Source organism: Pseudomonas sp. GW822-FHT07A10, assembly GCF_058798795.1.
On record NZ_JBXAKV010000004.1, the window covers coordinates 332,445 to 351,093 of the forward strand.

The following is an 18,649-nucleotide window of genomic DNA, read 5'->3' on the forward strand; positions in this document are numbered from 1 at the left end:
TACTACATTTTCCCTTGAGTGATGCCTTGAAAAAAGGTATTTGTAGCTTAACTTGATAAAAGAACAAACATCATGCCTTCGATTACGGTTGAACCGTGCACCTTTGCCTTGTTCGGCGCTCTCGGCGATCTAGCCCTGCGCAAGCTATTCCCTGCCCTTTATCAACTCGATGGTGCCGGCCTGCTTCATGAGGATACGCGCATTATCGCACTGGCCCGTGAACCTGGCAGCGAGCAGCAGCATCTGGCGTTCATCGCCACCGAGTTGCGTCGCTACGTGGGCGCCAAAGAGCTGGATGAAGCCGTGCTCGAGCGCTTCCTGGCCCGGTTGAGTTACCTGCATGTCGACTTCCTCAAGGCCGACGATTACGTCGCCCTGGCCGAGCAGGCCGGCAGCGCCCAGCGGGTGATTGCCTACTTCGCCACGCCGGCGGCGGTTTACGGTGCTATTTGCGAGAACCTGTCGAAGGTTGGCCTGGCCGAAAACACCCGCGTGGTGCTGGAAAAACCCATCGGTTCGGACCTGGAATCCTCGCGTAAGGTCAACGACGCCGTGGCGCAGTTCTTCCCGGAGAACCGCACCTACCGTATCGACCACTACCTGGGCAAAGAGACCGTACAGAACCTGATTGCGCTGCGTTTCGCCAACAGCCTGTTCGAAACCCAGTGGAACCAGAATTACATCTCCCACGTGGAAATCACCGTGGCCGAGCAGGTCGGGATCGAAGGCCGTTGGGGGTACTTCGACAAGGCCGGCCAGCTGCGGGACATGATCCAGAATCACCTGTTGCAGTTGCTGTGCCTGATCGCCATGGACCCGCCGGCCGACTTGTCCGCCGACAGCATCCGCGACGAGAAGGTCAAAGTGCTCAAGGCGCTGGCGCCGATCAGCCCGGAAGGCCTGACCACTCAAGTGGTGCGCGGCCAGTACATCGCCGGTCACAGCGAAGGCAAGTCGGTGCCGGGGTATCTGGAGGAGCCTAACTCCAACACCCAGAGCGACACCGAAACCTTCGTTGCCCTGCGTGCCGACATTCGCAACTGGCGTTGGGCCGGCGTGCCGTTTTACCTGCGCACCGGCAAGCGCATGCCGCAGAAGCTGTCGCAGATCGTCATCCACTTCAAGGAACCGTCGCACTACATCTTCGCCCCCGAGCAGCGCTTGCAGATCAGCAACAAACTGATCATCCGCCTGCAACCGGACGAAGGCATTTCCTTGCGCGTGATGACCAAGGAACAAGGCCTGGACAAGGGCATGCAGCTGCGTAGCGGTCCGTTGCAGCTGAATTTTTCCGACACCTGGCGCAGCGCACGGATTCCCGATGCCTACGAGCGGTTGTTGCTGGAAGTGATGCGTGGCAATCAGAACCTGTTTGTCCGTAAAGATGAAATCGAAGCCGCGTGGAAGTGGTGTGACCAGTTGATTGCCGGGTGGAAAAAGTCCGGTGATGCGCCCAAGCCGTACGCGGCCGGGTCCTGGGGGCCGATGAGCTCCATTGCACTGATCACGCGGGACGGGAGGTCGTGGTATGGCGATATCTGAATTGAAACTGCCTCAGGGCGTCAGCGCCCATGAGTTCAAAAAACCGATGCTGCTGGCCGAAGGCCTGGCATTGGCAGTGGCCAAACAACTGAGCGACGCGATTGCCGCACAAGGCACCGCGACGCTGGTGGTGTCCGGTGGACGCAGCCCGGTGGCATTTTTCCAGCACCTGGCCAAGCAGGCGCTGGACTGGTCGAAGGTGGTGGTCAGCCTGGCTGACGAGCGTTGGGTGCCGGTGGAGCATGCCGACAGTAATGCCGGTCTGCTCAAGCGTTACCTGTTGCAAGGTCCGGCGGCCAAGGCCCAGTTCCTGAGCCTCTACAGTGCCACCGCCAACCTGGAGCAGGCCGCCGAGCAGGCTGATCGCTTGCTCGCCGAGTTGCCGGCGATCGATGTGCTGGTGCTGGGCATGGGCGACGACGGTCACACCGCATCACTGTTCCCCAACAGCCCGAACCTGGCCGACGCCTTGAAAGTCGACGGCACTCGTCGTTGCTGGCCGATGCTGGCGCCGACCGTGCCGCGTCAGCGCCTGACCATGAGTCGCGCGCTGCTGGCTTCGGCCAGGCACACCGTTCTATCGATTTCCGGTCAGTCCAAGTTGACCACCCTGAGCGCCGCACTGGCCGGTGACGATGTCGCCGCCATGCCGATTCGGGCGTTTCTGCAACCTACGTTAGAGATTTACTGGTGCCCATGAACCAAGGATCAGCCGCTATGACAAACACATCCCCGACCGTTTCCATGGCGGACAAAGTTGCCCTGATCGACAGCCTCTGCGCCAAGGCGCGGATCCTGCCGGTGATCACCATCGCTCGCGAACAGGACGTGCTGCCGTTGGCCGACGCCCTGGCCGCCGGTGGCCTGACGGCGCTGGAAGTGACCCTGCGTTCGCAGTTCGGCCTCAAGGCCATCCAGATCCTGCGCGAAAAGCGTCCGGAGCTGGTGACCGGTGCCGGTACGGTGCTTGATCGCAGCATGCTGGCCGCTGCCGAAGCCGCCGGTTCGCAATTCATCGTGACGCCGGGCATCACCCGTGACTTGCTCGAAGCCAGTGTCGCCAGCCCGATTCCGCTGTTGCCGGGCATCAGCAACGCCTCCGGCATCATGGAAGGCTATTGCCTGGGCTATCGCCGCTTCAAGCTGTTCCCGGCGGAAGTCAGCGGCGGCGTCGCAGCCATCAAAGCCCTGGGCGGCCCGTTCGGCGAAGTTAAATTCTGCCCGACCGGCGGCGTCAGCCCGGCCAACATCAAGAGCTACATGGCGTTGAAAAACGTGATGTGCGTGGGCGGTAGCTGGATGCTTGACCCCGAGTGGATCAAGAACGGCGACTGGGCCCGCATCCAGGAGTGCACCGCCGAGGCGTTGGCGCTGCTGGACTGATCTGATTTAGCGGATTTACCAAACACTTCGTTGTGTGTTCTACGGCTTTACGGTGCGCTTGGTCGGTGCACCGTTTTTTTTTGCCTGGTGAAAACTCCTGTGGCCGTCGAAACGCTCGTTGTAGCAGCTGCCGAGCCTGCGAGGCTGCGTTCGGCTGCGAAGCAGTCGTGAATCCGGCTGACGCGGTCTGCCTGACATACCGCAATCTCTGGTTTTACGACTGCTGCGCAGCCGAACGCAGCCTCGCAGGCTCGGCAGCTGCTACGGATCGACATCACGCGATACATAGTTACCGCATCTCGCCGCACGTCCAGCGTTAACCTGCGTTCATCTTATGGAAGAGAGAACGTCATGGACGACAACACCTCAGCTGCATCCCCACTACCGGTTTATCAACTGTCACCCGAGCAGATCGCCGGTCCGTATTTTCGAAATCCAAAACTGATCAGGCGAAACGTCAGCGAAGGCATGGACGGCATTCCCTTGGTGCTGCGGCTCACGATCATCGATGCCATGACCGGTCAACCGGTTACCGGGGCATTGGTCGATATCTGGCATTGCAATGCGCGCGGGGCGTATTCGGGCTGGAGCAAGGTCAACCCGGACAAGGAAGTCGATGTGGATGATATCGGGTCGATCCCGCGCACCGACGACGACACCTACCTGCGTGGTGGGCAATTCACCGACAAAATGGGCATCGTGCGGTTTACCACGATTTATCCGGGGTTCTATGCCGGCCGCGCTTTGCACATTCACGTCGCGGTACGCATCACGGCCGGTAATAACTATCTGGAGGAGCGGCACGTCGCCTGGGTCGGCCAGCTTTACTTTCCCGAGGTCGCATCAAGGTCAGTGCTCAACGCCCGTGAGTACAGCGGTCGAGCCGTCTCACCGCTGACCAATGCGCAGGATATGTTTCATCAGCGCATGGGCGGCGAGGCCTCGACCCTGAACATCCACACCATCGGTCGAGACTCGAATGAGGACGGCTTTTTCGGGCACATGACCATCGGTGTCGACACGTTTGCGGTGTCATCGCAAATCAAGCCCGAGGACTTTGATAAATACACCGTGTGACGTCAGCGCAATTCGTTCAACGCCCGGGCCAGTACATCCATGTCCGCAGCCATGGTCGTGAGCCCCGGCGTAATGCGGATGCACGGGCCAGACGCCGCGCCGCTGCGCGCCACGGTAAACAGGTTGTAGTCGTTGAGCAGGCGCTCGACCATCACTTGTTGGTCGGCATGTCGGGTAAAGCGCATCGAGGTGATGCCGCAGTACAGGCGCGGGTCATCCGGGGTCATGACTTCGATCCCCGGTAACGCCCGAACGGCATCGACCCAGCGGTTGCGCAGGTAATTGAGCCGTGTGCCCTTGGCGACAGAACCGCCCATGGCCTGATGCTCTTCGAACACCAGCGGCAGGGTCAGCAGGGCCGGGATGTTCGGGGTGCTGTATGGCGTGCGGGCGCGAATGTCGGTGGCCGGGAAATGCATCTCGCCCATGTCCGGATCGATGTCGACCAGGCGCTCGGGCGCGATGTAAATGAAGCCGAGGGTCAATGGCGCACCGATCCATTTGTGCAGGTTGTAGCCGGCAAAGGCGATGCCCAGTTCATCGAGGTTGAACTCGATCTGGCCGAGGGCATGGGCGCCGTCGAGGATTACATCGATGCCATGCTCCCTGGCTGCAGCGGCAATCGCCTGCACCGGCATTACCAGACCGGTGCGATGGGTGACGTGGGTCAGGGCCATCAACTTCAGTCGCGGATAACGTGTGAAAGCTTCGCGGTACGTGGCCAGCAAGCTGTCGAAACTGGCGGGGTGACGGTGCTCGATCTCGATCACTTCCACGCCTCGATAGCGGGCCAGCCAACGCATTGCGCTCTTGACCGTGTCGTACTCCAGATCGCACAGCAGGACCTGATCGCCCGGTTCCAGGCGATTGTAGTTGCGGATCAGCGACTGCAAACCGTCCGAGGCGTTTCGGGTGAAGGCGACGGCTTCGGCCGGGGCACCGATCAGCTCGGCCAGCTGCGCGCGGATCTTGACGCTTTCGCCCTGTTCGAAGCGCTGGCGCACATGCACCGAGTTGCCGCGGTTGATGAGCTCGATGTTGCGTTGATACTCCTCGACCACGGTGCGTGACATGCGCCCGAAGTAACCGTTCTCCAGGTTCAGGGGGCCGGGTTCGACAGCATAGCGGTCGGCAAAGGTCTGCCAAAAGGCTTCATCACGGGCACGGCGGGTGTTATCGGGCATGGGCTACTCGGTCAGAAGGGCGGGTCAGTGACGAGGGGCAGGTTTGCCGTGCTTGGCGCGCAGCGGTTCGAGCAGTTCCGACAGGCCGTTGTGATCGATTTCCTGCATCAAGGCCAGCAACCCGCCCAGTTCCCCGTGAGGGAAACCTTCGCGAGCGAACCAGTTCAGGTACTGACCGGGCAGGTCGGCGATGATACGGCCCTTGTATTTGCCGAAGGGCATCTCGCGGGTAATCAGCAGTTCGAGCTTTTCGGGATTCATCATCAGTCGTCTTGATTCAAAACAGTCTGGAAAATACAGGCATTCTGCATGCAGGCCAATTGACAGATCATGCAAAAAAAACGGATACAGATTTCGCATATAAATCTAACGTATTGAAATTAAAGTGAAAAATATCAATTCGAAGCTGGCATGCGGGGTGCAATGACTTACTGCATCTTTCATCAACCGCAAGGAATTGAAAAATGACCGACATTAATAAAGAAGCGATCTCTGTACTCAACGACCTGATTGAAACCTGTAAAGATGGTCAGGAAGGGTTCAAGACTTGCGCTGAAGACATCAAGAATCCCGAACTCAAAAACCTGTTCATTCAGCGCTCCGCCGACTGCGCCACTGCCGCTGCCGAACTGCAGGCCACGGTGCGTTCCCTGGGCGGCGATCCGGAAACCTCCACCAGCGTCAGCGGTGATCTGCATCGCCGTTGGGTCGATGTGAAGTCGATGTTCACTGGCAAGGATGAAGAGGCAGTGCTGAACGAAGCGGAGCGTGGTGAAGACCACGCGAAGAAGGCTTACAAGCAAGCGCTGGAAAAAATCAACGAGGACAACCTGGTGAGTATTCGTGACACCGTTGAACGCCAGTACCACGGCGTGCAACGCAACCACGATCAGGTCAAAGCCCTGCGTAACCAGGCTCGCGCACGCTCGTAAGCGTTCGACCTGTGGCGAGGGGGCTTGCCCCCGTTGGGGGGCGCAGCGCCCCTGAAACAGGCGCCGCATTTGACCTGATTAAACGCGGTAGCAGGTTTTACGACTGCTTCGCAGTCGAACGGGGGCAAGCCCCCTCACCACAGCAAGCCCCCTCGCCACAGGGAAGGCCTCTCATCACAAGGAAGTGATGAATCAGCCGATGCTGATCGCCGGCAACGTCGGCAATGTCACGGTCTGCTGTTTACGCGGTGCCAGAATCTCCGCCTCGCCATCTACTACCAGTTCATCACGCTGGTTGAACACGCGTGTGGCGATCCGCACACGAAACTTCGGCATTTTCTCGAGAATTTCCAGGCGCACAGTCAGCGTGTCACCAATTTTCACCGGCTTCTGAAAACTCATCGTCTGACCGATATAAATAGTCCCCGGCCCAGGCAACTCACAAGCCACTGCCGCGCTGATCAACGCGCCGCTGAACATGCCGTGGGCGATGCGCTCCTTGAACATGGAGGCAGCGGCGAATTCGGCGTCCAGGTGCACCGGGTTGTGGTCGCCGGACATCGCGGCGAACAACTGAATGTCGCGTTCTTCAACGGTTTTGCTGTAGCTGGCGGTCTGGCCGATTTCGAGGGCTTCGTAAGGGGTGTTGGTAACCTGGGTCATCTGTCTCGATTCCTGTGACGAATTAAATGAATCCACAAAAAAAACTATTCGGCTCTGGGGGGCCGGCGGTTGCTCAAGGCCTGGGCGATCCAGTTCAGCACGTCGGCAGTCACTTCATCGCGATTGCTCTCATTGAACAGTTCGTGCCGGGCCTGCGGGTAAATATTCAAGTGCAGGCTCTGGCAGCCAGCGTCGCGCAGGGCGTGGGCCAGATCTTTCAGACGTTTGCCTTCGCTCACCGGATCACATTCGCCGCCAATCACCAGCAGCGGCAGGCCCGGATCGATCTGGGCGAGATTGGACGCTTTGCTGATTTGCTGCAAGCCGCCGAGCAAATCGATCCAAAGCTGATTGGTGCAGCGAAAGCCGCAGAGCGGGTCGTTGGCGTATTTGTCGACCTCGGCCGGGTCGCGGCTCAGCCAGTCGAATGAGGTACGCGCTGGCTTGAACTTCTTGTTGAATGAGCCGAACGACAGCCATTCGATCAATGCACTGCGACCCTTGGGCCCCTGGCGCAGGCGTTCGAGGCGAGCAATCTGCCGCGCGACGCGATAGAGCGCCACGGGCTGGAAGTTCGAACCGCTGAGAATCGCCCCGTGCAGACTGGCGCTGTGGTGCAGCAAGTAAGCCTGGGCGATGTAGCTGCCCATGCTGTGGCCCAACAGCACGATCGGCGTACCGGGATGCTGTTGGCCGATATGTTGGTTGAGGCTGGCGAGGTCACCGACCACTTTGCCCCAGCCATCGCTGTCGGCGAAGTGGCCCAGCGTGCCGTTTTCAGCGGTTTTGCCATGTCCACGCAGGTCCGGTGCGTAAACACCGTAGCCCTGTTCACAGAACTTTTCTGCCAGGCGAGCGTAGCGACCGCTGTGTTCCGCCATGCCGTGGGCCAGCAGGATCACGGCTTTGAGCGGCGCAGCTGGCAGCCACTGGTTGACGAAGAGGCGGCTGCGGTCGCTCGCGGTCAGCCAGAAAGTGTCGTGGATCATGGCGATTCCTTTGCATGGGACTGTATGCGGCATGGGCGTCGTTGCATTGTATAGCGCATCCCGCGCGCGCCGTCTGATCAGGCCACGCCGGGGCAGCAAGATTCACGGGATCAATGACGACTGTGCGCATATTTGCCTGATTCACCATAGCTGCTAGTGTCCGGGAAGCCCCGCTTTTCAGAAGTGATGGAAAAAGCGGCCCTGGATAGATTCAGGTAATGAGGACAAGAACAATGCAACCTGATTTCTGGAATGACAAACGCCCGGCCGGCGTGCCCATGGATATCGACCTTGGGGCCTATAAGTCGGTGATCGAGGTGTTCGAGCGTTCCTGCAAGAAATTTGCTGACCGCCCGGCATTCAGCAACATGGGGGTGACCCTGACCTACGCTGAACTTGAACGTTACAGCGCGGCATTCGCCGGTTACCTGCAAGCTCACACCGACCTGGTGCCGGGGGATCGCATCGCGGTGCAGATGCCCAACGTCCTGCATTACCCGATTGCCGTGTTTGGCGCCTTGCGTGCCGGGCTGATCGTGGTCAACACCAACCCGCTGTACACCGCGCGGGAGATGCGTCATCAGTTCAAGGACTCCGGTGCCCGGGCGCTGGTGTACCTGAACGTGTTCGGGCAGAAGGTCCAGGAAGTGCTGCCCGACACTGACATCCAGTACCTGATCGAAGCGAAGATGGGCGACCTGATGCCCACCGCCAAGGGCTGGCTGATCAATACCGTGGTCGCCAAGGTCAAGAAAATGGTCCCGGATTATTCACTGCCCCAGGCCATCTCCTTCAAGAGCGCGCTACGTCTGGGCCGGGGCCTGGGCATCAAACCGCTGAACGTCGGTCTCGACGACATCGCGGTGTTGCAATACACCGGCGGCACCACCGGGCTGGCCAAGGGCGCCATGCTGACCCACGGCAACCTGGTGGCGAACATGCAGCAGGCCCGGGCATGCCTCAGTCAACTGGGTGCCGACGGTCAGCCGCTGCTGCGCGAAGGCCAGGAAGTGATGATCGCGCCGCTGCCGCTGTACCACATCTATGCCTTCACGGCGAACTGCATGTGCATGATGGTGACCGGCAACCACAACGTGCTGATCACCAATCCACGGGACATCAAGGGCTTCATCAAGGAACTGAAGAACTGGCGGTTCTCGGCGCTGCTGGGGCTCAACACGCTGTTTGTCGCGCTGATGGACCATCCCGACTTCAAGACCCTGGATTGCTCCAGCCTCAAACTCACCAACTCCGGCGGCACGGCGCTGGTCAAGGCCACCGCCGAACGCTGGGAACAGCTCACCGGTTGCCGGATCACCGAAGGTTACGGCCTGACCGAAACCTCGCCAGTGGCCTGCACCAACCCTTACGGCGACAAATCGCGCATCGGCACGGTCGGCCTGCCGGTGCCGGGCACCACCCTGAAAGTGATCAACGATGAAGGCGTCGAGCAGCCGTTGGGCGAGCGCGGCGAACTGTGCATCAAGGGCCCGCAGATCATGAAGGGCTACTGGCAGAAACCCGAAGCCACCGCCGAAGTGCTGGATGCCGACGGCTGGTTCAAGTCGGGCGACATCGGGGTGATCGACCCGGACGGTTTCGTGCGCATTGTCGATCGCAAGAAAGACATGATCATCGTCTCGGGCTTCAACGTGTACCCGAACGAGATCGAAGACGTGGTGATGGCCCACCCGAAAGTCGCCAACTGTGCGGTGATCGGCGTGCCTGACGAGCGTTCAGGGGAGGCGGTGAAATTGTTTGTGGTGGCCCGTGAGTCGGGGGTCAGCCTTGAAGAGCTGAAGGCTTACTGCAAGGAAAACTTCACGGCGTACAAAGTACCCAAACACATCGTATTGCGTGAGTCGTTGCCGATGACGCCGGTGGGCAAGATTTTGCGGCGGGAGTTGCGGGATATCGCTTGATCGTTGAATGGCCCGCGCTTTGCGCGGATTGCGGGCAGCCTCGTTCCCATAGGTTCAGTGGCGTTCATTTTATGAATGACGCGGACAGTAGGGGTGAGGCTTGCCCGCGATGCTTTTCAGACGATGGAAGCCGCGAATTCAGCGGCTTTCAGGGAGGTATAGGATTTTTGCTCTAATATGACTGCTTGCCATTCTAGAGTCACCAAAGTGACTGTGGAGGCCTATTTAGGCTCTAGTCGGCCCTTGGCAAAGCTGCTACTCTCGGCGCGCTTTGTGACTTCTCGGCCTATGTAAAGCCAGATTCACCAATAGACAAACACCAATAATAATCGCATCAAATGCGGTGTTGAATTCGCGTTGCTGAGGAGTGGGCTTCCATGATCGAAGACTTTTGGAAGGATAAGTACCCAGCTGGAATAGCTGCCGAGATCAATCCAGACGAGTACCCGAATATTCAGGCAGTGTTGAAGCAATCCTGCCAACGCTTCGCTGACAAACCGGCATTCAGCAACCTGGGCAAGACAATCACCTACGGTGAGCTGTACGAATTGTCCGGTGCCTTTGCTGCTTACCTGCAACAGCATACCGATTTGCAGCCGGGCGATCGAATCGCCGTGCAATTGCCCAACGTGTTGCAGTACCCGGTCGCCGTCTTCGGTGCCATCCGCGCCGGGCTGATCGTGGTTAACACCAACCCGCTGTACACCGCGCGGGAAATGGAACACCAATTCAACGACTCCGGTGCCAAAGCCCTGGTCTGCCTGGCCAACATGGCGCATCTGGCACAGACCGTCGTGCCGAAAACCGGCGTCAAGCACGTGATCGTCACTGAAGTGGCCGACCTGCTGCCGCCGCTCAAGCGTCTGCTGATCAACAGCGTCATCAAGTACGTGAAGAAGATGGTCCCGGCGTATCACTTGCCCAAGGCCATCAAATTCAACGATGTGTTGAGCAAAGGCCATGGCCAGCCAGTGGCTGAAGCCAACCCGGCCAGCAGCGACGTGGCGGTGCTGCAATACACCGGCGGCACCACCGGCGTGGCCAAGGGCGCGATGTTGACCCATCGCAACCTGGTGGCGAACATGCTGCAGTGCAAGGCGCTGATGGGCTCCAACCTCAACGAAGGTTGCGAGATCCTGATCACGCCGCTGCCGCTGTACCACATCTATGCCTTCACCTTTCATTGCATGGCGATGATGCTGATCGGCAACCACAACATCCTGATCAGCAACCCGCGCGACTTGCCGGCGATGGTCAAGGAACTGTCGAAGTGGAAGTTCAGCGGTTTCGTCGGCTTGAACACGCTGTTTGTTGCTCTGTGCAACAACGAAGCGTTCCGCAAGCTGGATTTCTCGAACCTGAAAATCACCTTGTCCGGCGGCATGGCCTTGCAACTGGCCGCGGCTGAACGTTGGAAAGCGGTCACCGGCTGCCCGATCTGCGAAGGTTACGGCATGACCGAAACCAGCCCGGTGGCCACGGTGAACCCGAGCCAGAACATCCAGATCGGCACCATCGGTATTCCGGTGCCGTCGACCCGGTGCAAAGTCATCGACGATGCCGGCGTTGAGCAGCCGTTGGGCGGCATCGGTGAACTGTGTGTGAAAGGTCCGCAAGTCATGAAGGGCTACTGGCAGCGTCAGGAAGCCACCGATGAAATACTCGACAGCGAAGGCTGGTTGAAGACCGGTGATATCGCACTGATTCAGCCCGATGGCTACATGCGCATTGTCGATCGCAAGAAAGACATGATCCTGGTCTCCGGTTTCAACGTGTACCCCAACGAACTGGAAGACGTGCTGGCGACCCTGCCGGGCGTGCTGCAATGCGCGGCCATCGGCGTGCCGGACGAGAAGTCGGGGGAGGCGATCAAGATCTTCATCGTTGCCAAACCGGGCGTGACCCTGACCAAGGAACAGGTGATGGAGCACATGCGCGCCAACGTCACCGGCTACAAGGTGCCCAAAGCCGTGGAGTTCCGCGACGCGCTGCCGACTACCAACGTCGGCAAGATCCTGCGCCGCGAGTTGCGCGACGAAGAGCTGAAAAAGCTGGGCGTGAAGAAAGTCAGCGCCTGATCAAACAAAAAGCCCCGCAGATGCGGGGCTTTTTGTTTAAAGCAGTATGAAGTGTGCTTTTGTGGCGAGGGGGCTTGCCCCCGTTCGACTGCGCAGCAGTCGTAAAAGCCGCCAGCGGCCTGATCTGGTGAATCGAGGTGCCTGATTTAGGGGCGCTACGCACCCCAGCGGGAGCAAGCTCCCTCGCCACAGGGGACTCTTTGATGGCTTGAGAGGATTACTGGCGGAACTGCGCGAAATTGACGTTGGTGCCCGCCGGACGCATGTCCTGCAGGTACGAGTCCTTGTCGGCGCTCAGTTCCAGGCTCAGGGCGGCCTTGCGTTTGCCTTGGTTACGCACCACCAGGCCTTCCAGCTTCTCGCGCAGGAACACCGTCGGCACTTTCAGGTGCAGCAGTTCGTCGGTGTCCGGGGTGTGCATCAGCAAGTGAATCCATTCGTACTGACCAATGGCCAGGCGCGCGACCGGAATATCGAACCAGAAAATGTTGCGGTTACGGTTCAATTCGGTGAAATGGCAGTTGTTGACGCCAAGCACGGCACCGCCAAGTTCCTGGTTTCTGCGGGCAATGGCCTGCTTTTTATCGAGTTTCATAACGTTCCTACGGGATTGGATCTTCAGCGCCATGGCCTGAATACGTTGCGCATTCTCGGGGCAAAGCCTGCAAACATAAAGCCTAACCTGCCTGGGGCGATGAAATGTTCTGTTGGGAAATAAATGAAACTCCGCGCAAAGGCTTTCGGTCCACCCTTATGTAACGACTTTCCCCGTTGAAATGTTCTCAGGAGACATACCATGAGCAGCACTGGCGATAAAGTTAAAGGCATGGCAAACGAAGCGGTCGGCAACGTCAAGCAAGGTGTCGGCAAGGCCACCGGTAATGACAAAATGCGCGCCGAAGGCGTCAGGCAGGAACAGAAAGGCGAAGCCCAGCAAGCCATCGGTAAGGTCAAGGATGCTCTTAAAAAAGGTATCGACAAGGCGTGATCCGGCCTTTGACGAGTAACACAAACGGCCATCCGCGGATGGCCGTTTTTGTGTCAGCTTGAACTTGAGCAAGGAAATTGTTTCAAAGTCGCCAAGTAGGCTACTTTGTTGTAGAAAACGGCCCCTGAGTCGCCATGACTTCAACTTTTTTGCGGCGAGACGCTAATGTTTTTCCCGACCATGAAAGGTCTGCCCCTGCATCGCGTGATGATGCGCACGGTCACCGAGTTCGTCGCCGACGAGATGTCGACCTATGCCTCGGCGCTCGCCTATCAGATGCTGTTCTCGCTGTTCCCTTTCATCCTGTTCCTGATTGCCCTGATCGGCTTCCTGCACTTGCCGGACTTCTTCTCCTGGCTGCGCCTGCAATCGGAACTGGTGCTGCCGCCCCAGGCGCTGGAGCAGGTGAACCCGGTGATCGACCAGCTCCAGCAATCCAAGGGCGGTTTGCTCTCGGTAGGTATTGTGATCGCCCTGTGGACCGCGTCCGCCGGTGTACGGCTGATGATGAGTGCGATGAACGCCGCGTACGACGTGGTTGAAGGCCGTCCGGTGTGGAAGCGTTTTCCGCTGTCGATTTTCTACACCATTGGCATTGCCGGCATGCTGCTGGCCGCCGCTGCGCTGATGGTGCTCGGGCCGCAGGTGATGGCCTGGATCGCTTCGCAAGTGGGCCTCGAAGATTTCATCGTGACCGTCTGGACCATCGCGCGCTGGCCGGTGATCGTGATTCTGTTGATGATGGCGGTGGCGCTGATTTACTACGTCATGCCCGACGTCAAACAAGAGTTTCGCTTCATCACCCCGGGTGCGGTGTTGTCCGTGGTGGTCTGGATCGTCGCTTCGCTGGGCTTCGGTCTGTACGTCAAAACCTTCGCCAACTACAACGCCATGTATGGCAGTATCGGCGCGATCATCGTGTTGTTGCTGTACTTCTATATTTCCGCCGCGGTGCTGTTGCTCGGTGCGGAAATGAACGCGGTGATCGAGCACATGTCATCCGAAGGTAAGAAACCCGGTGAAAAGGTGCACGAAGAACCCAAACAGCATGTCTCAGGACTGGGACGAGATCACTCAATCCAGCCGACCACTGACGAAGTCATAAAATGATCCGTGAAATTCTGAAAATGGGCGATGAACGCCTGCTGCGCATTGCTCCGCCGGTGCCGGCGGAAATGTTCGACAGCCCCGAATTGTGGCAACTGATCGATGACATGTTCCAGACCATGGAAAGCGTCGGCGGGGTCGGCCTGGCCGCGCCGCAGATCGGTGTCGACCTGCAACTGGTGATCTTCGGTTTCGAGCACAGCGAGCGCTATCCGGACGCCGAAGCGGTGCCGCAGACAATTCTGATCAATCCGCTGATCACGCCCTTGAGCCCGACCCTCGAAGAGGGTTTCGAAGGCTGCCTGTCGGTGCCGGGCCTGCGCGGGGCGGTGGATCGCTATCAGCAGATTCGCTATGAAGGCTTTGATCCCAAGGGCGAGCCGATCGTGCGCATTGCCTCGGGATTTCATGCACGGGTGGTGCAGCATGAATGCGATCACCTGATCGGCCGGTTATACCCCTCGCGCATCACCGACTTCAGCAAGTTCGGGTTTACCGAAGTGATGTTCCCGGACCTTGATCCTGCGGCGGACGATTGAATCGCTAAAGGATCGCTGTTCATGCCGGACCTGGTTGCAAACCCATGGCAATCATCGGTTTGCTGCGCGCATAACGGCTCAACCGTTCGGCCAGGGCGTAGGGCAGGGGCGGGTCGAAGGTAAAACCACGACGCTCATAAAAGCCACGCAAATCCGGATGGCAGAACAGCCAGACCGGCTCTTCAAGGTGCTTGACGGCGTGGGCAATCAACGTCGCGGCGATTCCTTGTTCGCGACAGCTCGGGTCGACAAACAGCCCGGTCAGCCAATGCCCGCCGACCACCGGCCGCAAACACAGCGCCGCGATGATCTCTTCACGTCTTGCGACCCACAATTGAGCGTCTCGCACCGCTTTCATCGACGATTGGTGGGCGCGGTAAAACTTGTTCATCAACGGCCATAATGGCTCGTCGAGCAAGGTGTACTGGGTGTTGGGCATGGGCTCGGACAGTCGGTGGGCAGGGCACAGATTATAAAAGAACACGCGCGCCGGGATAGGTGTATACCTGATCTCACATCCCCTGTTAGTGGAGTACGCATCATGTCCAAAGGTATGGAATCAAAGAAAGCCGCGAAGAAAAAACCGGCGAAAACCGCAATTGAAAAACGCGCGGACAAGAAAGCCAAGAAGGTGAATGTGTTCGGCCACTGATCCCGCGTCCATGGAGCCCGAGTCCTCGGGCTCCTGTTTTTTGCGTCTATCGAAATAACCAAACAATCTGCAAGAAATCCCGGCGCCGTTGCACAGAGGGGGACTGGTTCCCGTTCTGAGCAAAGCCATGCCCCATTACTTTGACGCTGCCCATCGTGAAGAAATCGAAACCCTGCGCCAACGTTTCACCGCTCGCACCGAGTGGCCAACCTGGTTGCTGCTGATCGGCGTTTACGTCGGCTGGTTCAGTATTGTGCTGGGCAGTGCCCGGTTGGGGCTCTGGTGGAGCACGTTGTTGCTGATTCCACTGCTGGTGTTGTGGTTGTCGGTGCAGCACGAATTGCTGCACGGTCATCCCACCCGTTGGCCAATGCTGAATAAAGTCCTCGGTTATGCGCCGTTTGCGGTCTGGTATCCCTACACCTTGTACCGCGACAGCCATTTGCTGCATCACCGCAACGAAGACCTGACCATCCCAGGTAGCGACCCGGAAAGCCGTTACCTGAGCGCTGAACAGTGGCAGCGCAGTTCGCTGTTCGAACAGGGCCTGCACTGGCTGAACAAAACCGTGCTGGGGCGCTTGGCCCTCGGTGCGCCACTGGCCTTGCTGGCGCTGGTGCGGGAGGAGCTGCAACGGCTGAAAACGGGTGAGCGCCAAGCCTGGTTGATGTGGCTGAGCCATGGTGCGCTGACGCTGCTGATGCTGGCGTTCATCGCGCGCTACAGCGTGCTGCCGGTTTGGTATTACCTGTTGCTGATCAGCGTGCCGGCGCTGTCGATTGCAATGATTCGCTCCTACTATGAACACCGTCCGCATACACAACCGGAGCAACGCACCGTCATCAATGAAGCAGGGTGGCCGTGGCGCTGGATGTTCCTGAATCTCAATCTGCACCTGGTGCACCATGACTTGCCGGGGTTGCCCTGGTACGACTTGCCACGGGTGTACCGCGCGCATCGCGATCAATGGCTGGCGCGCAGTGGCGGGTTTCTGGTGCGGGGTTATGGCCAGTGGGTGCGTTGGCACGGGGTGAGGGCGATTGACAGTCCGCGGCATCCGTTTCATTGATTTTCACTGGTGAAGAAATATTCGATGACACAACACCTTGCTGAATTACTGATGTACGTCGCTCCCGAGCCGATCCACCAAGCCAACGAGCGTTGGCTGTCGCAGATACTCGAACAGCTCGGCAGCACCCGCCTTGATGCCGAAGAACTGTCGCTGATGGACCTTTGGCTATCCCCGCACCTGCTGCTGACCCAAACCTGTGGTTACCCGTTGATGACAGCCTTGCGCGGTCGCGTCCGGGTCATTGGTCGTCCTCGTTATGAACTGCCGGACAGCAGCGGCGGCAACCATTGCAGCCTGTTGCTGACTCGCGCCGATGATCCTCGAAGAACCTTGTCGGCCTTGCGCGGCAGTCGCGGCGTGATCAACGGCGAAGACTCCAACAGTGGCATGAACCTGTTGCGTCACCGACTGGCGCCGTTGCACCGCGACGGGCAGTTTTTTGCCCGTGTCGCCATCAGCGGCAGCCACCGCGAAAGCCTGCGCTGGCTGCGTGACGACCTGGCGGACCTGGCCGCCATCGACAGCGTGACCTTCACCTATCTGGCGCAGCACGCCCAGGCAGAAGTCGCTGGCTTGAGAGTATTGGCGCGCACCGCGTTCAGTCCGACGTTGCCGTACATCGCGGCGGCTGACACCACTGATGTGCAGGCTGAACAGCTTCGACAGGTGATGAACCAGACATTGAAGGAACTGCCCGAGGTCGCCGAGACGTTGGGCCTGCAAGAAGTGTTGCCCGCCAGCGAGAGCGACTATCAGATTATTCTCGATTATCAGCGGGACGCCGAAGCGCTGGGGTATGGGCGGTTGCGATGAGGCTCATTCATGTAAATTCATTTATGGAATATAAAAATTCATTTTAAGTATTTTTAATGAATAAGGCTCCTTGCTAGGATCGCGCCACCGGATCACCGGACATTCAGCGACCCCTAACCCAAGGAGCCCCTATGTCCGGCGCCGACGTTTCCCATCGCAACGCCGTGGGCGGATTGTTCCGCGCCCACTACACCTGGCTGTGCGCACGTCTGCGCCGATATCTGGGAGCCAGTCCCAGTGTCGAAGACATTGCCGCCGAAACCTTCGTGCAATTGCTCGAGTCGCCAGGCCTGACGCCGATTCGCGAACCCCGCGCCTTACTCACTACCATCGCCCAGCGATTGATTTATCAGCTGTGGCGCCATCGGGATCTGGAACGCCAACACCTCGAGCAGTTACTGCCGACTGATCCGATTGGCGGGCCATCGCCTGAAGACCTGGCGCAGTTCTCCCAGACCCTGAAGCACCTGGATCGAACCCTCGACCGCCTGCCGGGCCAGGTCAGGGCAACGTTTCTGCTGTCGCGAGTCGACGGCCTGACCTACCCACAAATTGCCGCCGAACTGGGCATTTCCCAGCGTTCGGTCAGCGTCTACATGACCCGTTCCCAGGCACTGTGCGCGCTGCACAGCGCCAACGAACCCCTGAACCGAACGTCCTTGAACCGAACACCCCAGACCCGGAGGTCCGCATGAGATCGATCAAAACCCTGCTCGGCAGTTCGCTGCTGGCCCTGAGCCTTGTGGCTGGCCATGTTCCCGCCGCAGAAAAAGCCACACCCATCCATTTCGGCGACATCACCTGGGAAAGCGGCAGCCTGATCACCGAGATCCTGCGGCTGATCGTCGAGAAAGGTTATGGCTACCCAACCGACACCTTGCCCGGCAGCACCGTCAGCCTCGAAGCCGCGTTGGCCAAGAACGACATCCAGGTGATCGGCGAAGAGTGGGCCGGGCGCAGTCCGGCCTGGGTCAAGGCGGCATCGGAGGGCAAAGTGTTTGGTTTGGGCGATACCGTCAAAGGCGCCACCGAAGGCTGGTGGGTGCCGGAATACGTGATCAAGGGCGACCCGGAACGCGGCATTAAACCCTTGGCGCCGGAGCTGAAATCCGTCGCCGACCTGGCTCGCTACAAGGACGTATTCCGCGACCCCGAAGACCCAAGCCGCGGACGCTTCCTCAACAGCCCGACCGGCTGGACGTCGGAGATCGTCAACAGCCAGAAACTCAAGGCCTATGACCTGACCGCCAGCTACGTGAACTTCCGCACCGGTTCCGGCGCGGCGCTGGATGCCGAGGTCGCTTCATCGATCCGCCGGGGCAAACCGGTGCTGTTCTACTACTGGTCGCCGACGCCACTGTTGGGCCGCTTCAAATTGGTGAAACTCGAAGAGCCACCGTTCGACGCGCAAGCCTGGAAAACCCTGGCCGATGCCAACAACCCGAACCCCAAGGGCACGCGTTCGATGCCGGCCAGCCTGGCCATCGGTGTGTCGGCACCGTTTAAGGCGCAGTACCCGGACCTGGTGGCGTTCTTCGAAAAGGTCGATTTGCCGATCGATCTGCTGAACCAGACCCTGGGGCAGATGAGCGAAAAACGCCAGCCACCGCGTCAGGTCGCCGAAGCGTTTTTGCGCGATCAGCCGCAGGTGTGGAAGGATTGGGTGCCGGGTGAGGTGGCGAGCAAAGTGAGTGCGAGTTTGTAGTTC

Annotated in this window: 20 protein-coding genes; 14 read left to right on the top strand and 6 right to left on the bottom strand. The window is 59.1% G+C overall.

The features are described 5' to 3' along the window. The first annotated feature begins 72 nt into the window (after nucleotides 1-72). The 4 genes from zwf (at nucleotide 73) to AC1RL4_RS09835 (ending at nucleotide 4,002) form a co-directional block, all read left to right on the top strand. Nucleotides 73-1,542, top strand: coding sequence for a glucose-6-phosphate dehydrogenase (zwf, locus tag AC1RL4_RS09820; RefSeq protein WP_019581460.1), 1,470 nt, complete (start codon nucleotides 73-75; stop codon nucleotides 1,540-1,542). Beyond that, nucleotides 1,529-2,242, top strand: coding sequence for a 6-phosphogluconolactonase (gene pgl / locus AC1RL4_RS09825; protein ID WP_018926463.1), 714 nt, complete (start codon nucleotides 1,529-1,531; stop codon nucleotides 2,240-2,242). Before zwf ends, pgl begins: the two co-directional genes overlap by 14 nt. Before the next feature lie 17 nt (nucleotides 2,243-2,259). Then, complete coding sequence (locus AC1RL4_RS09830; protein ID WP_018926462.1) at nucleotides 2,260-2,925, top strand: bifunctional 4-hydroxy-2-oxoglutarate aldolase/2-dehydro-3-deoxy-phosphogluconate aldolase; 666 nt, start codon at nucleotides 2,260-2,262, stop codon at nucleotides 2,923-2,925. A gap of 351 nt (nucleotides 2,926-3,276) precedes the next feature. Then, nucleotides 3,277-4,002 (top strand): intradiol ring-cleavage dioxygenase, encoded by a 726-nt coding sequence (locus tag AC1RL4_RS09835; protein ID WP_019581459.1) that lies wholly within the window; start codon nucleotides 3,277-3,279, stop codon nucleotides 4,000-4,002. A 2-nt stretch (nucleotides 4,003-4,004) separates the two neighbouring features. Here the strand turns inward: AC1RL4_RS09835 and AC1RL4_RS09840 are convergent, their stop codons facing one another. Together AC1RL4_RS09840 and AC1RL4_RS09845 are read right to left on the bottom strand one after the other, a co-directional pair. Then, nucleotides 4,005-5,186, bottom strand: a complete 1,182-nt coding sequence (locus AC1RL4_RS09840) for an aminotransferase class V-fold PLP-dependent enzyme (protein WP_019581458.1) — start codon at nucleotides 5,184-5,186, stop codon at nucleotides 4,005-4,007. A gap of 24 nt (nucleotides 5,187-5,210) precedes the next feature. Beyond that, the gene (locus AC1RL4_RS09845; RefSeq protein ID WP_007949456.1) at nucleotides 5,211-5,447 is read right to left on the bottom strand and encodes a DUF3820 family protein; all 237 of its coding nucleotides are present in this window, start codon (nucleotides 5,445-5,447) and stop codon (nucleotides 5,211-5,213) included. A 203-nt stretch (nucleotides 5,448-5,650) separates the two neighbouring features. On the opposite strand from AC1RL4_RS09845, the gene AC1RL4_RS09850 reads away from it, so the two are divergent. Continuing rightward, nucleotides 5,651-6,118: a ferritin-like domain-containing protein gene (locus tag AC1RL4_RS09850; RefSeq protein WP_493119586.1), complete on the top strand. Its 468-nt coding sequence runs from the start codon at nucleotides 5,651-5,653 to the stop codon at nucleotides 6,116-6,118. 192 nt (nucleotides 6,119-6,310) lie between these two features. On the opposite strand, the gene AC1RL4_RS09855 is transcribed toward AC1RL4_RS09850, so the two are convergent. Next, nucleotides 6,311-6,781 (bottom strand): MaoC family dehydratase, encoded by a 471-nt coding sequence (locus AC1RL4_RS09855; protein WP_019581456.1) that lies wholly within the window; start codon nucleotides 6,779-6,781, stop codon nucleotides 6,311-6,313. 44 nt (nucleotides 6,782-6,825) lie between these two features. Further along, nucleotides 6,826-7,770, bottom strand: coding sequence for an alpha/beta hydrolase (locus AC1RL4_RS09860; RefSeq protein ID WP_019581455.1), 945 nt, complete (start codon nucleotides 7,768-7,770; stop codon nucleotides 6,826-6,828). A 233-nt stretch (nucleotides 7,771-8,003) separates the two neighbouring features. On the opposite strand from AC1RL4_RS09860, the gene fadD2 reads away from it, so the two are divergent. Both fadD2 and fadD1 read left to right on the top strand, forming a co-directional pair. Then, nucleotides 8,004-9,692 (top strand): long-chain-fatty-acid--CoA ligase FadD2, encoded by a 1,689-nt coding sequence (fadD2, locus tag AC1RL4_RS09865; RefSeq protein ID WP_493119588.1) that lies wholly within the window; start codon nucleotides 8,004-8,006, stop codon nucleotides 9,690-9,692. A 377-nt stretch (nucleotides 9,693-10,069) separates the two neighbouring features. Continuing rightward, nucleotides 10,070-11,770: a long-chain-fatty-acid--CoA ligase FadD1 gene (gene fadD1, locus AC1RL4_RS09870; RefSeq protein WP_028939404.1), complete on the top strand. Its 1,701-nt coding sequence runs from the start codon at nucleotides 10,070-10,072 to the stop codon at nucleotides 11,768-11,770. Nucleotides 11,771-11,987: 217 nt separating this feature from the next. On the opposite strand, the gene AC1RL4_RS09875 is transcribed toward fadD1, so the two are convergent. Beyond that, the gene (locus tag AC1RL4_RS09875) at nucleotides 11,988-12,365 is read right to left on the bottom strand and encodes a hypothetical protein (RefSeq protein ID WP_018926454.1); all 378 of its coding nucleotides are present in this window, start codon (nucleotides 12,363-12,365) and stop codon (nucleotides 11,988-11,990) included. Nucleotides 12,366-12,566: 201 nt separating this feature from the next. On the opposite strand from AC1RL4_RS09875, the gene AC1RL4_RS09880 reads away from it, so the two are divergent. The 3 genes from AC1RL4_RS09880 to def all read left to right on the top strand — a co-directional run bounded on the left by AC1RL4_RS09880 (nucleotide 12,567) and on the right by def (nucleotide 14,404). Next, nucleotides 12,567-12,758 carry a CsbD family protein gene (locus tag AC1RL4_RS09880; RefSeq protein ID WP_018926453.1) on the top strand — a complete coding sequence of 64 codons (192 nt, stop codon included), beginning with the start codon at nucleotides 12,567-12,569 and terminating at the stop codon, nucleotides 12,756-12,758. Nucleotides 12,759-12,923: 165 nt separating this feature from the next. After that, complete coding sequence (locus AC1RL4_RS09885) at nucleotides 12,924-13,868, top strand: YihY/virulence factor BrkB family protein (RefSeq protein ID WP_018926452.1); 945 nt, start codon at nucleotides 12,924-12,926, stop codon at nucleotides 13,866-13,868. Further along, on the top strand, nucleotides 13,865-14,404 hold the full coding sequence (gene def, locus AC1RL4_RS09890; RefSeq protein ID WP_018926451.1) for a peptide deformylase: 540 nt from the start codon (nucleotides 13,865-13,867) through the stop codon (nucleotides 14,402-14,404). Before AC1RL4_RS09885 ends, def begins: the two co-directional genes overlap by 4 nt. A gap of 19 nt (nucleotides 14,405-14,423) precedes the next feature. Here def and AC1RL4_RS09895 read toward each other — a convergent pair whose 3' ends face one another. Then, nucleotides 14,424-14,843: a GNAT family N-acetyltransferase gene (locus AC1RL4_RS09895; RefSeq protein ID WP_493119589.1), complete on the bottom strand. Its 420-nt coding sequence runs from the start codon at nucleotides 14,841-14,843 to the stop codon at nucleotides 14,424-14,426. 340 nt (nucleotides 14,844-15,183) lie between these two features. Between AC1RL4_RS09895 and AC1RL4_RS09900 the strand changes: the two genes are divergently transcribed. From AC1RL4_RS09900 to AC1RL4_RS09915, 4 genes are all read left to right on the top strand, one after another. After that, nucleotides 15,184-16,125: a fatty acid desaturase gene (locus AC1RL4_RS09900; protein ID WP_493119590.1), complete on the top strand. Its 942-nt coding sequence runs from the start codon at nucleotides 15,184-15,186 to the stop codon at nucleotides 16,123-16,125. A gap of 24 nt (nucleotides 16,126-16,149) precedes the next feature. Then, nucleotides 16,150-16,941, top strand: a complete 792-nt coding sequence (locus AC1RL4_RS09905; protein WP_018926447.1) for a phosphate/phosphite/phosphonate ABC transporter substrate-binding protein — start codon at nucleotides 16,150-16,152, stop codon at nucleotides 16,939-16,941. A 131-nt stretch (nucleotides 16,942-17,072) separates the two neighbouring features. Further along, a complete protein-coding gene (locus tag AC1RL4_RS09910; protein ID WP_230175480.1) occupies nucleotides 17,073-17,636 on the top strand; it encodes a sigma-70 family RNA polymerase sigma factor in 564 nt (187 codons plus the stop codon). Next, the gene (locus tag AC1RL4_RS09915; protein ID WP_096480954.1) at nucleotides 17,633-18,646 is read left to right on the top strand and encodes an ABC transporter substrate-binding protein; all 1,014 of its coding nucleotides are present in this window, start codon (nucleotides 17,633-17,635) and stop codon (nucleotides 18,644-18,646) included. The genes AC1RL4_RS09910 and AC1RL4_RS09915 overlap by 4 nt, the downstream gene beginning before the upstream one ends. Nucleotides 18,647-18,649 lie beyond the last annotated feature (3 nt).

Bases quoted from the DNA above. Each gene is read 5' to 3' on its own strand.
- zwf (WP_019581460.1), top strand. From the start codon at position 73: ATGCCTTCGATTACGGTTGAACCGTGCACCTTTGCCTTGTTCGGCGCT.
- pgl (WP_018926463.1), top strand. From the start codon at position 1,529: ATGGCGATATCTGAATTGAAACTGCCTCAGGGCGTCAGCGCCCATGAG.
- AC1RL4_RS09830 (WP_018926462.1), top strand. From the start codon at position 2,260: ATGACAAACACATCCCCGACCGTTTCCATGGCGGACAAAGTTGCCCTG.
- AC1RL4_RS09835 (WP_019581459.1), top strand. From the start codon at position 3,277: ATGGACGACAACACCTCAGCTGCATCCCCACTACCGGTTTATCAACTG.
- AC1RL4_RS09840 (WP_019581458.1), bottom strand. From the start codon at position 5,186: ATGCCCGATAACACCCGCCGTGCCCGTGATGAAGCCTTTTGGCAGACC.
- AC1RL4_RS09845 (WP_007949456.1), bottom strand. From the start codon at position 5,447: ATGAATCCCGAAAAGCTCGAACTGCTGATTACCCGCGAGATGCCCTTC.
- AC1RL4_RS09850 (WP_493119586.1), top strand. From the start codon at position 5,651: ATGACCGACATTAATAAAGAAGCGATCTCTGTACTCAACGACCTGATT.
- AC1RL4_RS09855 (WP_019581456.1), bottom strand. From the start codon at position 6,781: ATGACCCAGGTTACCAACACCCCTTACGAAGCCCTCGAAATCGGCCAG.
- AC1RL4_RS09860 (WP_019581455.1), bottom strand. From the start codon at position 7,770: ATGATCCACGACACTTTCTGGCTGACCGCGAGCGACCGCAGCCGCCTC.
- fadD2 (WP_493119588.1), top strand. From the start codon at position 8,004: ATGCAACCTGATTTCTGGAATGACAAACGCCCGGCCGGCGTGCCCATG.
- fadD1 (WP_028939404.1), top strand. From the start codon at position 10,070: ATGATCGAAGACTTTTGGAAGGATAAGTACCCAGCTGGAATAGCTGCC.
- AC1RL4_RS09875 (WP_018926454.1), bottom strand. From the start codon at position 12,365: ATGAAACTCGATAAAAAGCAGGCCATTGCCCGCAGAAACCAGGAACTT.
- AC1RL4_RS09880 (WP_018926453.1), top strand. From the start codon at position 12,567: ATGAGCAGCACTGGCGATAAAGTTAAAGGCATGGCAAACGAAGCGGTC.
- AC1RL4_RS09885 (WP_018926452.1), top strand. From the start codon at position 12,924: ATGTTTTTCCCGACCATGAAAGGTCTGCCCCTGCATCGCGTGATGATG.
- def (WP_018926451.1), top strand. From the start codon at position 13,865: ATGATCCGTGAAATTCTGAAAATGGGCGATGAACGCCTGCTGCGCATT.
- AC1RL4_RS09895 (WP_493119589.1), bottom strand. From the start codon at position 14,843: ATGCCCAACACCCAGTACACCTTGCTCGACGAGCCATTATGGCCGTTG.
- AC1RL4_RS09900 (WP_493119590.1), top strand. From the start codon at position 15,184: ATGCCCCATTACTTTGACGCTGCCCATCGTGAAGAAATCGAAACCCTG.
- AC1RL4_RS09905 (WP_018926447.1), top strand. From the start codon at position 16,150: ATGACACAACACCTTGCTGAATTACTGATGTACGTCGCTCCCGAGCCG.
- AC1RL4_RS09910 (WP_230175480.1), top strand. From the start codon at position 17,073: ATGTCCGGCGCCGACGTTTCCCATCGCAACGCCGTGGGCGGATTGTTC.
- AC1RL4_RS09915 (WP_096480954.1), top strand. From the start codon at position 17,633: ATGAGATCGATCAAAACCCTGCTCGGCAGTTCGCTGCTGGCCCTGAGC.